Here is a 14,051-nt window from a genome sequence, read left to right on the forward strand (position 1 = left end):
AGGACGGCGCGCCGCTACCGCTCTTCGTGCCGGAACGGCTTGAGCAGTGCCGAAGGAGCCACCGCATTGCGCGACATCACCGCCATGGCGACGATGGTGAAGATGAAGGGCAGCATCAGGAACGCCTCATAAGGAATGTGGCCGAGCCCACTTGCCTGCATGCGCAATTGCAGCGCGTCGACGAAGGCGAACAGCAGTGCGGCGCCTGCCGAGCGCCATGGATCCCAGCGGCCGAAGACGACGAGTGCGATCGCCACCCAGCCACGCCCGGAAACCACGCCGAAGGTGAAAGCGTTGAATTGCGCCATCGACAGGAAGGCGCCTGCAAGCCCCATCAAGGCGCCGCCGAGGATCACCGCCTGGGAGCGCGTCGCGATGACGCTGACGCCTGCCGAATCGGCGGCGCGCGGGTTTTCACCGACCATGCGAACCGACAGACCCCACGGCGTGCGGTAGAGCACGAAGGCGGCCAGGGGAATAGACAGCATCGCCATGTAGACCAGCGAAAACTGGTTGAACACCGCCGGCCCGAGCACCGGAATGCCGGATAGTATCGGGATCGGCAGCGTCTCGAACCCCTTGATGTTCGGCGGCACCGATTGCTGGCCGAAGATCAGCCGGTAGAGGAAATAGGCAAGACCTGAACTGAACAGCGTCACGCCGATGCCGCAGACATGCTGGCTGAGGCCGAGCGCCACCGTGAACAGCGCGTGCACGGCGCCCATCAGCGCCCCGGTCAGCACCGCCGCAAGCACGCCAAGCCAGAGGCTGCCGCTGAGGCTCGCCGCGGTGAAGCCGGTCATTGCCGACAACAGCATGATGCCTTCGATGCCGAGATTGAGCACGCCGGCGCGCTCGGAAAACATCTCGCCCAGCGTCGCGAAGGCAAGCGGCGTGGCGATGCGGATGATGGCGGCCAGGAAGCCGACCTGGAATATCTGCTCCAGCACCACGCTCATTTGGCTATTCCCACGCGACGGATGCGATAGGCGGTGAACAGCAGCGCCACCAGCATGGCGAGCAGCGCCGTTCCCTGGATGACATCGCTGAGGAAGGCCGGAACGCCGGTCGCCCGCGACATCGCCTCGGCGCCGGTCATGACGGCAGCAAGGAAGATCGCCGCCGGCACGACGCCGAGCGGATTGAGCCTCGCCAGCATGGCGACGACGATGCCGGAATAGCCATAGCCCGGCGAGATGTCGCTCATCACCTGGAAATGCACGCCGCCGACCTCGCCGACGCCGGCAAGGCCGGCCAGCGCGCCTGATAGCAGCGCCGTCGAAATCAGCACCCGCTCGACATTGATGCCGCCATAGCGCGCGGCTTCCGGGTTCTCGGCGGTGACCCTGATGCGGAAACCAAGCGTCGTGCGCGCGACCACGAACCAGATGACCGGTGCGGCGACCAGCGCCGCGACGACGCCGAGATGCAGTCGCGTGCCTTCGAGCAGCACTGGGAAATTCGCTGAATCCTCGATCGGCGGCGAGATCGGGTAGCCGCTGAAACTATCCTTCCATGGGCCCTCGATCAGCGCCATCAGCGCGTAGAAAATGACCGAATTGAGCAGCAGCGAGCTGACCACGTCATCGACCCTGAATTTTACCCGCAGTGTGGCAGGGATCAGGGCGACGGCCGCGCCGGCGGCGGCGCCCGCCAGCGCCATCAGCAACATGGCGAGCGGCCCCGGCATCGGGATGGCGCCGACGGCACAGCTCGCCACCGCACCGGCCAGCAATTGCCCTTCGGCGCCGATGTTCCAGAATTTGGCGCGGAAAGCGACCGCCACGGCAAGACCGGTGAAGATCATCGGCGCGGCACGCACCAGCGTTTCGGTGATGGCGTAGCTGTCGCCCAACGACGCCGAAAACATCACGCCATATGCCTCGACGACGCCGGCGCCGGCCAATGCAATGAGGCCGCTGCACAGGATCAGCGTCGCGCCGATGGCGAGCAGCGGCAGCGCCAGATTGAACCAGGCGGGCGTTGAGGTGCGGGCCTCGAGACGGAACATCAGGCCTCCGCCCCGGTCATCATCAACCCGAGTCTGGCGACGCTGGCATCGGCGCTGTTCAGCGTGCCGACGATGCGGCCCTCATACATCACGGCAATGCGGTCGCAGAGCATCAGCAACTCTTCCAGGTCCTCGCCGATAACGATAATGCCGCAGCCCTTGGCGCGCATGTCGAGGAATTTTTCGTGGATGAAGCGCGCGGCACCAATATCGAGGCCGCGTGTCGGCTGCGAAACGATCAGCACCTTTGGGTCGAAGGCGAGTTCGCGCGCCAAAAGCGCCTTCTGCAGATTGCCGCCGGACAGCGCCCCGGCGCGCGTCATCGGCCCGGGGCAACGTATATCGTAGGCCTTGATCTGCGCCTCGGCGAAGGTGCGGATCGCATCCTGTCTGAGCAGGCCGTTGCGGCTGAACGCCACCGTGCCGATGCGCGGCAGCACCATCGAATCGGCAAGCGGCAGATTGGTGACCAGCCCGGTCGTCATACGGTCTTCCGGGATGCGGCCAAGGCCGAGCGCCTGCACTGCGCTCGGCGAGAACCGCGAAACGGCTTTGCCGGCTATCGTCATGCGGCCGGCATCGGGCGCTCGCACGCCGGAGACGACCTCGGCAAGCGCCCGCTGGCCGTTGCCGGAGACGCCGGCAATGCCGAGGATCTCGCCGCCGCGTACCGACAGCGACACATCGCGCAGCGCCATGCCGGAATGATGCGATGTCGAGATACCATCGAGGGTCAGCACCGCCGGACCCGGTGTCGACGGTCCCCTGGCCGGAGGCACGATCTCGTGGCCGCACATCAGCCGCGCCATCTCCGAAGATATCGTGCTGGCCGGCGTATCGACGCGGCCGGCAACGCGCCCGTGCCTGAGCACGACGCAGCGATGCGTCAGCGCCCGCACCTCGTTGAGCTTGTGCGAGATGAAGATGATGCCGAGCCCCTGTGCCGCCATCGAGCGCAGCGCCGAAAACAGTCCGTCGACCTCGGTTGGCGCCAGCACCGCCGTCGGCTCGTCGAGGATCAGCAGCCTTGCGCCGCGAAACAATGCCTTGACGATTTCGAGCCGCTGTTGCTCGCCGACCGACAGCGCCGAAACGGGAAGGTCCGGGTCGAGCGCCAGCCCATGCTGGCGGCCGATCTCGGCGAGCCGCGCCAGCCCCCCGGCGCGGTCGATCCGGCCCGATCTGCCGGGAATGCCGATCAAGAGGTTCTCCAGCACCGAAAGTCGCGGTGCGAGATGAAAATGCTGGTGCACCATGCCGATGCCGGCGGCCAGCGCATCGGCCGAGCTGTTGATCGCCACTGGCCGGTCCTGCACCAGGATCTCGCCGGCGTCGGGCGCATAGGCGCCGAACAGCACGTTCATCAGCGTCGTCTTGCCGGCGCCGTTTTCGCCGAGCAACCCGAGGATTTCACCCGGCGCGACGCTGAGATCGACGGCCTCGTTCGCCTTGACGGCGCCGAAGCTCTTGGTGATGCCGCGCATTTCGATGAGAGGGGCGGGCAAGGGCACTCCTGGTGAGAGATGGCGCGGATACCCTTCCCCCTTGCGGGGAGGTACCGAGCGAAGCGAGGCGGGAGGGGTCGCCTCAACCGCCTCGACTTTTGACTTAAGAGACGGAGCGCGTCGCGGAGGACCCCACCCGGCCCTGCGGGCCACCCTCCCCTCAAGGGGGAGGGGCGGGCGCACTCAGTCCGAGACCGGCGTATTCTCGTCCACGTCGACTCGGAAATTGCCGTCGAGGATCTCGGCCTTCTTCCTCTCGACCAATTCCTTGACCTCGGCCGGCAGCGTCTTGTCGAATTTATGGTACGGCGCGAGGTAGGAGCCGCCCTTGGCCATGCGCGAGAAATCGCCGTAATCCTGCGCGGTGAAGACCCCGGCCTTGACCAGCTTGATCGCCTGCTCGACGGTCGGATACATGTCCCAGACCGGCCCGGTGATCACCGTGTCGGGGCCGAGGCTCGACTGGTCCGACATGTTGGAGATGGCGAGGATCTTCTTCTCCGCCGCCGCTTCGATGACGCCGAAGCGCTCGGCATAGATGACGTCGACGCCAGCGTCGATCTGGGCAACAGCCGCTTCCTTTGCCTTTGGCGGATCGAAGAACGAGCCGATGAAGGCGACCTTCTTCTTGATGTTGGGATTGACCTCCCTGGCGCCGGCAAAGAAGGCGTTGACCAGCCGGTTCACTTCCGGAATGCCCATAGCCGCGACCGCGCCGATCGTGCCCGATTTCGACATCTTTCCGGCGATCATGCCGGACAGATAGGCCGGCTCGTGAATCCAGTTGTCGAAAACGCCGAAGTTCGGCTCGGCCGGCCCGGCGCCGGAGCCGAACAGGAAGGCGGTCTTCGGGAACTGCTTGGCGGTCCTGCGGGATTCGCGCTCGGCGGCGAAGGCATCGCCCAGCACCAGCTCATAGCCGCCTTGCGCATATTCGCGCATGACACGGCTGAAATCGGCGGTCTGCACCTTCTCCGACCATTTGTACTCGATGCCGAGTTCCTTCTCGGCCTTCTGCAGGGCGACGTGGATCTGGTTGTCCCACGGCTCCTCGATCGGCGTGGCGAAGATCGCCGCCACTTTGAGCTTCTTGGTCTTAGCAAAGGCGCTGCCCGGCAGCATCGCCGCCGCAAGGCCGAGCGCGCCCAGCTCCAGCACGTTGCGTCGCGAAAGCCCTTCGCGTTTCGATTGGATTCTGCTCTTCCCGTTGTCCATTGCATGCCCCTCTGATTGGCGCCGTGTCGAGCCGGCTCTCTTCTCTGGAATATCAGCGAAGGAACTATGGAACGGTGCCCGGCTTTTGTCCACATGGTCAAATTTGAAGGGCGGAACGACGTGGGAATTCGCGCAGCCGCACCTTCAGAACGGCCGGAGTTGCTCGCTCACAATCTCTCCAGCGCCACCGCTATGCCCTGGCCGACACCGATGCACATGGTCGCGAGGCCGTAGCGGCCGCCGCGTTCGCGCAGTTCCAATGCCGCCGTGCCGGTGATGCGCGCCCCGGACATGCCGAGCGGATGGCCGAGCGCGATGGCGCCGCCATTCGGGTTGACGTGCTCCGCATCCTCGGCAATGCCGAGTTGGCGCAGCACGGCGATGCCTTGCGAGGCGAAGGCCTCGTTGAGCTCGATGACATCGAATTGTTGCGGCTCCAGGCCGAGCCGGGCGCATAGCTTCTGCGTGGCCGGCACCGGACCAATGCCCATGATGCGCGGCGCCACGCCGGCGGTGGCACCGCCGAGGATGCGGGCGATCGGCGTCAACCCGTATCTTTTCACGGCGGTTTCCGAGGCGACGATCAGCGCCGCGGCACCATCGTTAACGCCCGACGCGTTGCCGGCCGTAACCGTGCCGCCTTGCCGGAACGGCGTCGGCAATTGGGCCAGCGCCTCGATCGTGGTACCCGAGCGCGGATGTTCGTCCTTCGAGACGACGATCGGGTCACCCTTGCGCTGCGCGATCGTCACCGGCGTGATTTCCTTTGCCAGCCGGCCATTGGCTTGTGCGGCGACCGCCTTGTCCTGGCTGCGCACGGCAAACGCATCCTGGTCGGCGCGAGAGACGGCGAACTCTTCCGCCACGTTCTCGCCCGTCTCCGGCATCGAATCGACGCCGTATTGCTTCTTCATCAGTGGATTGACGAAGCGCCAGCCGATCGTGGTATCGTGAACTTCGGCATTGCGCGAAAACGCGGTCTCGGCCTTCGGCAGCACGAACGGTGCGCGCGACATCGATTCGACGCCGCCGGATATCATCAGCTCCGCCTCGCCGGCCTTGATCGCGCGCGCTGCGATGATGACGGCATCCATGCCCGAACCGCAGAGGCGATTGACGGTCGAGCCGGAAATCTCCTTCGGCAGGCCGGCCAGCAGCAGTACCATGCGCGCCACATTGCGATTGTCCTCACCGGCCTGATTGGCGCAGCCATAGACGACGTCGTCGATGGCAGCCCAGTCGATGCCGGGATTGCGCTCGACCAGCGCCCTCAGCGGGATTGCGCCGAGATCGTCGGCACGCACCGCCGACAACGAACCGCCGAAGCGGCCGATCGGCGTGCGGATATAGTCGCAGATATAGGCCTCGGCCATTATGCAGCTTCCCTTTGCGCTGACGATTTCTGCTCCCGGCCCAGCCATGTTGGCCGCATTCTCCTTGAGACGAAAGCACATCTTGCCGCCGGCCGTTAGGCCAAAGGGAATTTCAGCTCCCGCCCGCCGGGAGCTGCGGATCAGCCGATGCTTTCACCGCCGTCGATCACCAACGCCTGCCCGGTCATGAAGGACGAGCGGTCGGAAACGAGAAACAGGATCGCTTCGGCGATTTCCTGGGCGCTGGCCCAGCGCTGCATGGGGATCTTGGTGCGGACATAGTTTTCGATCGCCGCCCGCCCGCCCATCTGCGCGATAAACGGTTCGTTGAAGGGCGTGTCGACCCAGCCGGGGCACAACGCGTTGACGCGGACATTGTGCCGGGCATAGTCGAGCGACATCTGCCGGGTCATCGCCACCACGGCATGTTTTGAGGTCGCGTAGGCGATCATTTCGCGGTCGTAGAACACACCCGAATTCGAGGCGGTATTCAGGATCACCCCGCCGCCTTGCGCGATCATCGACGGCATGACCAGCCTGGCCGCGAGGAACTGCGCCCGCACATTGATCCGCCAGGAGGCATCCATGCCGTCGGCGCCGACTTCGGTCAGCGTGCCGCCGACCTGGATCCCGGCATGATTGTGCAGGATGTCGATCCGCCGATGCCGGCCCAGCGTTCCTGCGACGAGCTGCTCGACCGCCGCATCGTCGCCGACATCGGTGGCGACGGCTTCGGCCCGACCGCCGGACGCACGAATGTCGGAAGCGGTTGCTTCCCCCGCCGCCTGGTCCCTGTCGGCGATCACCACGAGCGCGCCTTCCCTGGCCATTATCATGGCGCCGGCACGCCCGATCCCCGACCCGGCGCCCGTCACCACGGCGATGCGATCTTTCAGAATCATGTTTTTGTCTTTCAGTGGGATGGTTTTCGCTGGCGCAATTGCCATTGGGCGAGCACCACGAGCAGAACGGAGGCGACGAGCACGATCGTCGCGATGGCATTGATCTCCGGCGTGACCCCGCGCCGGATCGAGGCAAAGACATAGATTGGCAATGTCGTCTGCGCGCCGGCGACGAAAAAAGCGACGATGAAATCGTCGAAGGAGAATGTGAAGGCGAGCAGGAAGCCGGCGACCACCGCCGGCATGATCTGCGGCAACACGATGCTGCGGAACGTCGTCAGCGGGGTGGCGTAAAGATCGCTCGAAGCCTCGACCAGATTGCGGTCGAGGCTGCCGAGGCGCGTGCCGACGATCATCGCCACCAGCGCCATCGAAAACAGCCCGTGCGCGGCGATGATCGAGCCATAGCCGAGCGCCAGGCGCGGTGGCTGATCGTTCGGCCACAGCGAAGCGACAAACGGGTTGACCACCCCGAATAGCTGGACCAGCGCGACCAGCGTCGAGATGCCGATGACGACGCCAGGAACGACGATCGCAGCACCCAAAAGCGCATCGAAGACGGCTCGCGTCCGCGCGCCGACACGCGCCAGGCCAAGCGCCGCCGCGGTGCCGCAGAGTGCCGCGAGCAAGGCGCTGGTCGTGGCGATTAACAGGCTGTTCTTCAGCGCTTCGACCAGGAACGGGTTCGCCAGTGCCTTGCCGTACCATTGCACCGAGAAGCCAGTGAACTCGCTGGCGTGGTGGCCGGCGTTGAACGAGAACAGCACCACCAGCGCGATCGGCAGGTAGAGAAAGGCAAAGACCGCAACGACGAAGGCACGCATCAGATCAGGTCCACCCGGCGGGCACCCGAAAGCCGTGTCGAAATGCGGTTCGCGGCAAGCAGCACGACCACGGAAACCGCTACAAGGGTTATGGCGATTGCCGATCCGAACGGCCAGTTGCGCGATTGCAGGAACAGATCGACCAGCGCGTTGCCGATGAAGAAGACCTTGCCGCCGCCGAGTAGCGTTGGGATCAGATATTCGCCGAGCAACAGGATCATGACCAGCGAGAAGCCGGTCATCACACCTGGCAGCGACAGCCGCAGCGTCACGCCGAGGAATGTCGAGATCGGCGTCGCGCCGAGATCGGCGGAGGCCTCCAGCAGCCGGCGATCGAGCCGCTCGAGGCTGACATAGATCGGCAGGATCATCAGCGGCAGATAACCATAGACGATGCCGAGCAGAACCGCTCCCGGCGTATTGATCAGCCGCACATCCTCCATCCCGACATAGGCCAGCAGAGCTGGGACGCCGCGCCCGCCAAGCACATACATCCAGGCATAAGTCCGCATCAGCAGGCTGGTCCAGAACGGGATGACGACAAGCGCAAGCAGGATCAGCCGCCACCGCTCCGGCGCGCGCAAGGCGAGGTAATAGGCGACCGGATAGGCAACGAGAAGACAGGCCAGTGCACCGGCCGGCGCCAGCACCATGGTGTTCCAGAAGGCGGTCGCCCGCGCCGGAAGATTGGCATACTGCGCCAAGGTGAAAGCGGCCTGATAGCCGCCTTCCGGCGCCCGCTCGCCGACGCTGAAAACGGCGATCGCCACGAACGGCAAAACTAAAAACACCAACAGCCATGCGGTCGCCGGACCGAGCAGCAGGGCGGTCAGGAGATTGTGACGAAGAACATTGCTGCGCATTGAAAAATCGCCCCGATGCCGGCGGACATCTGTCCGCCGGGGGAGTTGCCTGCATCGGACCTTTGGTCCGCCCGGTTCAAGCCGACTTGAAGCGTGCCATCAATTCGGCCCGGCCCGGGTCGGTCAAGGTCGCGGCTGCACCGAATTCGAGTGGCTTGAGCAGATCCGCCGCCGGATAGAGGATCGGATTTTCCAGCACCTCCTTGGGCAGCAGCGCATTGACCCGCGCATCGGTGGAAGGCGCACCGTTGGCCAGGTGCTCCCTGACCGCGACTTTCGGGTTCATCAAATAGTTGAGCAAGGCATAACCCGCAGGCTTGTTGGGCGCATCCTTGGGGATTGCGTAGAAGTCGGTCCAGATCTCGCCGCCTTCCTTGCCAAGCACGTAGGCGATTTCGGGGATGTCGCGGTGGAGCTGCGCCCCGTCATTGGTCCAGCACATCGTCATCCAGGCGTCGCCGGCACGCATCGACGGCTGGTAGTCGCTGGAGACCGCGAACAGATGCGGCTTGACCTTCAGCAGCAATTCCTCCGCCTTGGCGAGTTCGTCCGGCTTCAGCGAGTTGAACGAGAAGCCGAAATATTTCAGCGCGTTGCCGATCGTGGTCAGCTGGTAATCATGAACCATGGTCCGGCCGTCGCCCTCCGCCATCGCCGTGTCCCAGAATTCCTTCCAGCTCGTCATCGGCTTGGCCAGTTTCTTGGTGTTGACGGCAAAGCCGGTGGTGCCCCAATTCTTCGGCACAGCGTAGGTCACGCCGTCGATGGTGCCTTCCCCAGTGAAGCGCGGGTCTTCTTGCGAGCCGTCATAATTGGCAAGCTTGGCCATATCGAGCGCTTCGATGATGCCGAGCTTCTTGTAAGTCGAGATCGTGTAGTTGGTTGGAACGAAAAGGCTCCAGCCCGAGGCGCCGGCCTGCAGCTTGGCCAGCATCTCCTCGTTTGAGCCGAACACATTGACCTCGACGGCAACGCCGGTCTCGGCCTGGAAATTCTCGAACGTCGCCGGGTCGTGATAATTGGGCCAGGTGGCAATCGACATGCGGTCGCCAAGACCTTCCTGGGCGAAAGCCGGCGTCGGCATGATGCCGAGCTCGCGGGCCATCACCGCCGTTGCGATGCCCAGGCCGGTAAGGCCAAGGAACTCGCGGCGGCCGATGGAACCCCGCTTGAGGCGCATCAATTGATCGACGAACTTTTCAGGGCTTATCGGCAGTCCGTCACGATATGATTTCGACATTTTTGTTTTCCCTCTGGTTGGTCCCGTTATTCTCCGGAAACGCCAGCGGCGTTCCGGCTGCAAAGCCGATGGCAACAGGTTCACCCGGCTTGAAGAGATTTCCACCGCCAATCAGATGATCGGCCTTTGCGAGCAGCGTCCCGATGCCCTGGACCTCGATTGCATATTCCGCGGTCGAACCGAGAAAGATCCGGTTGCGGACAAGCCCGTTCAGCCGGCCGCTTCCGGGCGCGCCGAGGCTTAGCGATTCAGGGCGCAGGCTGACCGAAACGGCTTCACCCTGAGCCAGCGAAGTCCGCTTGCGCGCGGCAATGACAGTGCCATCGGCAAGCGCCACCTCGACGAGCTTGCCCGAGAGCCCGACGACCTTGCCGCTCAACAGATTGGTCTTGCCGACGAAATCGGCGACAAAGAGGTCGGCGGGTTCGTCGTAGATTTCGCTCGGCTGCCCAAGCTGGACGATACGCCCGCCATTCATGACGCAGACGAAATCGCTCATCGACAGTGCTTCTTCCTGATCGTGGGTGACCAGGACGAAGGTGATGCCGATCTCGCGCTGCAGGTTCTGCAGCTCTATCTGCATGTCGGTGCGCAGCTTCTTGTCGAGCGCCGCCAGGGGCTCGTCGAGCAGCAGCACCGCCGGTTTGTTGACCAGCGCCCGCGCCAGGGCGACACGCTGCTGCTGGCCGCCGGAAAGCTCATGGATCTTGCGGCGTCCATAGCCGGCAAGCCGCACCATGGCGAGCGCCTCGCCTGCTTTCAGGCTGATCTCGCGCGACGACAGGCGCGGCCGCGCCTGGCGCAGGCCATAGGCGATGTTGTCCTCGACATCCAGATGCGGAAACAACGCATATTGCTGGAACACCATGTTGACCGGCCGCCGATAGGGCGGCGTGCCGGCCATGTCGTGGCCACGGATGAATACCGCGCCTTCGCTTGGCTGTTCGAAGCCGCCGATCATGCGCAAACAGGTTGTCTTGCCGCAGCCGGACGGCCCGAGCAAGGCGACAAAGGCAGACGGCGGGATGGCAAGATCGATGCCGCTGACCGCGATCACGCTGCCGTAGCGTTTGGTGACCCCGCGAAACTCGATGTCGGGCACTGCGGTCAAAGCTGCGGGCTCCAGCGGCTAGTTGATCTCGAAACGCTATCAGAGCCAATGGCGGCTAGTATATACCTCCCAGGTGGTATATTTTGTCTATTTTCTCGTCTGGAGGGGTATGAATTGGGCGTTTCGCGCAGCGATGAATACAGCCGGCTCGCTGCGCTCATCGCAGCGACGCGGGAGACCAGCGGCGAGCTTTTCGGCAAGGCAATGGTGGCCTGGCTCCGGCAGCATGTCAGCTTCGATCATTGCGTGATCTTCGGCTATCGCGGCGCCTTACGCCCGCCGCTGCTGTTCGAGACATTCTCGCCGGCCGACAGCCACGTCTTCGTCGCGCTCTATCAGGAAGGGCCTTATCTGCTCGATCCGTTCCACCATGCTGCGGTCGAGCGCAAGGAAGGCTTTTGGCGCATGCGCGAATTGGCGCCGGATCGCTTCTATGCCAGCGAATATTACCGCTCCTATTACAGCCAGACCAGACTTGCGGAGGAGGTCGGCTTTTTTGTGCCGCTGCCGGGAAAGGACGCACTGGTGCTCTCGCTGATGCGATTGCGCGCTTCGGGACCTTTCGGAACCGCCGATGCGAGGTTGCTGCGCGACATGGCGCCTGCGGTGATCAATCTCATCAGGCTGCGCTGGCATGATCTTCCGGCCGACAAACCGGCAGAGACGAAGCAGGACGAAACGATTGCTCCAGTCAGCGAGTTCGAACGTGCTCACATCTGGAAGAGCCTTTCGCTCACGCCGCGCGAACAGCATGTCGTCGACCTGGTGCTTCAGGGCCATTCCACGGAATCAATCGCCAGGGCGATGCGCATCGTGCCGGGAACCGTAAAAGTCCATCGCCGCAACATCTACCGCAAGCTCAAGATAAAGTCGCAGGCGGGTCTGTTCGCGCGTTTTGTCGAGATCATGGACGCACGGATTCGGTAGTCCCAAGTTCAGCCGGCAGCGTCCCAGGAACCGGTTTCGGCCATTTGCCTGAGCAGAGGTGCCGCCCGGAAGACGTCCTCGCCGGTCTGCTGGTGCCAGTGATCCAGCCGCCGGATGATCTTGTCCACGCCTTCGCGGCTTGCCCAGAACATCGGCCCGCCCTTGCCGACCGGGAAGCCATAGCCGTTGACCCAGACGACGTCGATATCGGACGCGCGGGCGGCAATCTGTTCCTCGAGGATTTTGGCGCCCTCGTTGATCATCGGATAGAGCGTGCGCTCGATGATCTCCTCGGCGCCGATTGCCCGCGGTGCAATGCCGCCTTCAGCAGCCTTGTTGTGGATGAGCGCTTCGACCTCCGGATCGGGCAGCGGCGTGCGCGAACCGTTCTCATAGCGATAGAAGCCGCTGCCGGTCTTCTGGCCGAAATGGCCCTGTTCGCACAACGTGTCGGCGATGTCAGCCGTCTGGCCACGCGCCTTGCGGTTGCGCCAGCCTATGTCGAGGCCGGCGAGATCGCTCATCTGGAACGGCCCCATCGGCCAGCCGAAATCGGTGAACACCTGGTCGACCTGGCGCGGCATTGCACCCTCGAGCAGAAGCGCCTCCAGTTCCGCACCCCGCGCCGCCAGCATGCGGTTGCCGACGAAGCCGTGGCAGACGCCGACGACGACCGGCACCTTGCCGATCCGCCGCGCCAGATCGACGATGGTCGTCAGCACGTCCGGCGAGGTCTTGTCGGCGCGGACGATTTCCAGAAGCTTCATGACGTTAGCCGGCGAAAAGAAATGCATGCCAAGGAGATCTTGCGGCCGCGACGTCGAAGCGGCGATCTCGTTGACGTCGAGATAAGAGGTGTTGGTGGCAAGGATCGCGCCCGGTTTGGCCACCGCATCGAGCCTGCCGAATACCTCCTTCTTGACCGCCATTTCCTCGAACACAGCCTCGACGATCAGGTCGCAATCGGCGAGGTCTGCATAGTCGGTGCTGCCCCTGAACAAAGCCAGCCGCTGGCGCTTGGCGTCTTCGCTCAGCGACCCGCGGGTGACGGAAACGGCATAGTTCTTGTCGATCGTCGCCAGCCCGCGTTGCAATGCTTCCTGCGTTGTTTCCAGCAAGGTCACGGGAAGACCGCCATTGGCGAACGCCATGGCGATGCCGCCGCCCATCGTGCCGGCGCCGATGACGCCGACCCGGGCGATCTTGCGCCTGACGACATCCTTGCCGGCAAGCTTTGCCGCCTCACGTTCAGCGAAGAACAAATGCCGCTGCGCGCGTGATTGGTCGCCGGCGACAAGCTTGACGAACAGGTCGCGTTCGGCCGCCAGCGCTTCGTCGAAGGGCAGCGTGAGGGCGTCGCGGACCGACTGCGCACAGGCTATCGGCGCCTCGAGACCGCGCGCTTTGCCCGCAAGCGTTGCCGCCTCCTTGTCGAAGGCCGGCAAGTCGGCCTGGTCGAGGCGATCGTTGCGGTCGCGCACCGGCGTGAACGGACCGCCTTTCGCGGCCGTTTCGCTGGCGAAACTCACCGCTTGCGCGGTCAGGTCGCCATCGAAGACGGCATCCACCAGACCGGCGGCGCGCGCCTCGGCCGCATTGATCGGCGTTCCCGAAACGATCATGCTGAGTGCCTTCAGCGGACCAACCAAGCGCGGCAGGCGAACCGTGCCGCCGCCGCCCGGCAGCAGGCCGAGCTTGACTTCCGGCAGGCCGAGCCTTGCCGCTCGGTCGGCAACACGGAAATGGCAGCCGAGCGCCAGTTCCAGGCCGCCGCCGAGCGCAGTGCCGTGAATGGCGGCGACCGTCGGCTTGGCGATGGTTTCCAGCACGGCGACAATGGCGCGCAATTCCGGCTGCTGCGCCGGTCTGCCGAATTCGGTGATGTCGGCGCCGGCGACGAAGGTCCGCCCGGCGCAGGCTATCACGATTGCTCCCACCGACGGCTCGTCCCGCAGGGAAACGAGCGCCCGCATCAACGGCTCGCGCACATGGAAGCTCAGCGCGTTGACCGGCGGATTGTCGATGGTCACCAGCGCGACGTTGCCGTGCCTTGTAGTGCTGACGAAATCGGGCACGCAAA

General features: G+C 64.3%; 12 protein-coding genes. 1 reads left to right on the forward strand and 11 read right to left on the reverse strand.

The window, feature by feature from the left end; all coding sequences use genetic code 11:
• Positions 1-14 precede the first annotated feature (14 nt).
• The 10 genes from NKH63_RS07770 to NKH63_RS07815 all read right to left on the reverse strand — a co-directional run bounded on the left by NKH63_RS07770 (position 15) and on the right by NKH63_RS07815 (position 11,044).
• Complete coding sequence (locus tag NKH63_RS07770) at positions 15-959, reverse strand: ABC transporter permease (protein WP_352917783.1); 945 nt, start codon at positions 957-959, stop codon at positions 15-17.
• The gene (locus NKH63_RS07775; RefSeq protein WP_352917784.1) at positions 956-2,011 is read right to left on the reverse strand and encodes an ABC transporter permease; all 1,056 of its coding nucleotides are present in this window, start codon (positions 2,009-2,011) and stop codon (positions 956-958) included. Before NKH63_RS07775 ends, NKH63_RS07770 begins: the two co-directional genes overlap by 4 nt.
• Positions 2,011-3,516, reverse strand: coding sequence for an ABC transporter ATP-binding protein (locus tag NKH63_RS07780; protein ID WP_502896309.1), 1,506 nt, complete (start codon positions 3,514-3,516; stop codon positions 2,011-2,013). Before NKH63_RS07780 ends, NKH63_RS07775 begins: the two co-directional genes overlap by 1 nt.
• 183 nt (positions 3,517-3,699) lie before the next feature.
• A complete protein-coding gene (locus tag NKH63_RS07785) occupies positions 3,700-4,731 on the reverse strand; it encodes a BMP family protein (RefSeq protein ID WP_023721351.1) in 1,032 nt (343 codons plus the stop codon).
• A gap of 167 nt (positions 4,732-4,898) precedes the next feature.
• Complete coding sequence (pcaF, locus tag NKH63_RS07790; RefSeq protein WP_352917785.1) at positions 4,899-6,104, reverse strand: 3-oxoadipyl-CoA thiolase; 1,206 nt, start codon at positions 6,102-6,104, stop codon at positions 4,899-4,901.
• Positions 6,105-6,244: 140 nt separating this feature from the next.
• A complete protein-coding gene (locus NKH63_RS07795; protein ID WP_023721353.1) occupies positions 6,245-7,006 on the reverse strand; it encodes an SDR family NAD(P)-dependent oxidoreductase in 762 nt (253 codons plus the stop codon).
• Between the two features lie 11 nt (positions 7,007-7,017).
• Positions 7,018-7,830, reverse strand: a complete 813-nt coding sequence (locus NKH63_RS07800; RefSeq protein ID WP_023721354.1) for an ABC transporter permease — start codon at positions 7,828-7,830, stop codon at positions 7,018-7,020.
• Positions 7,830-8,693 (reverse strand): ABC transporter permease, encoded by an 864-nt coding sequence (locus NKH63_RS07805; RefSeq protein ID WP_352481004.1) that lies wholly within the window; start codon positions 8,691-8,693, stop codon positions 7,830-7,832. Before NKH63_RS07805 ends, NKH63_RS07800 begins: the two co-directional genes overlap by 1 nt.
• A gap of 76 nt (positions 8,694-8,769) precedes the next feature.
• On the reverse strand, positions 8,770-9,933 hold the full coding sequence (locus NKH63_RS07810; protein ID WP_023721356.1) for an ABC transporter substrate-binding protein: 1,164 nt from the start codon (positions 9,931-9,933) through the stop codon (positions 8,770-8,772).
• Positions 9,914-11,044, reverse strand: coding sequence for an ABC transporter ATP-binding protein (locus NKH63_RS07815; protein ID WP_352788040.1), 1,131 nt, complete (start codon positions 11,042-11,044; stop codon positions 9,914-9,916). The genes NKH63_RS07810 and NKH63_RS07815 overlap by 20 nt, the downstream gene beginning before the upstream one ends.
• 114 nt (positions 11,045-11,158) lie before the next feature.
• Between NKH63_RS07815 and NKH63_RS07820 the strand changes: the two genes are divergently transcribed.
• Positions 11,159-11,971: a response regulator transcription factor gene (locus NKH63_RS07820; RefSeq protein ID WP_352481005.1), complete on the forward strand. Its 813-nt coding sequence runs from the start codon at positions 11,159-11,161 to the stop codon at positions 11,969-11,971.
• Positions 11,972-11,979: 8 nt separating this feature from the next.
• Here NKH63_RS07820 and NKH63_RS07825 read toward each other — a convergent pair whose 3' ends face one another.
• The gene (locus NKH63_RS07825) at positions 11,980-14,046 is read right to left on the reverse strand and encodes a 3-hydroxyacyl-CoA dehydrogenase NAD-binding domain-containing protein (RefSeq protein WP_352917786.1); all 2,067 of its coding nucleotides are present in this window, start codon (positions 14,044-14,046) and stop codon (positions 11,980-11,982) included.
• Between the last annotated feature and the right edge of the window lie 5 nt (positions 14,047-14,051).

It is taken from the genome of Mesorhizobium sp. M0960, assembly GCF_040319055.1.
In the GTDB taxonomy this organism is placed as follows: domain Bacteria; phylum Pseudomonadota; class Alphaproteobacteria; order Rhizobiales; family Rhizobiaceae; genus Mesorhizobium.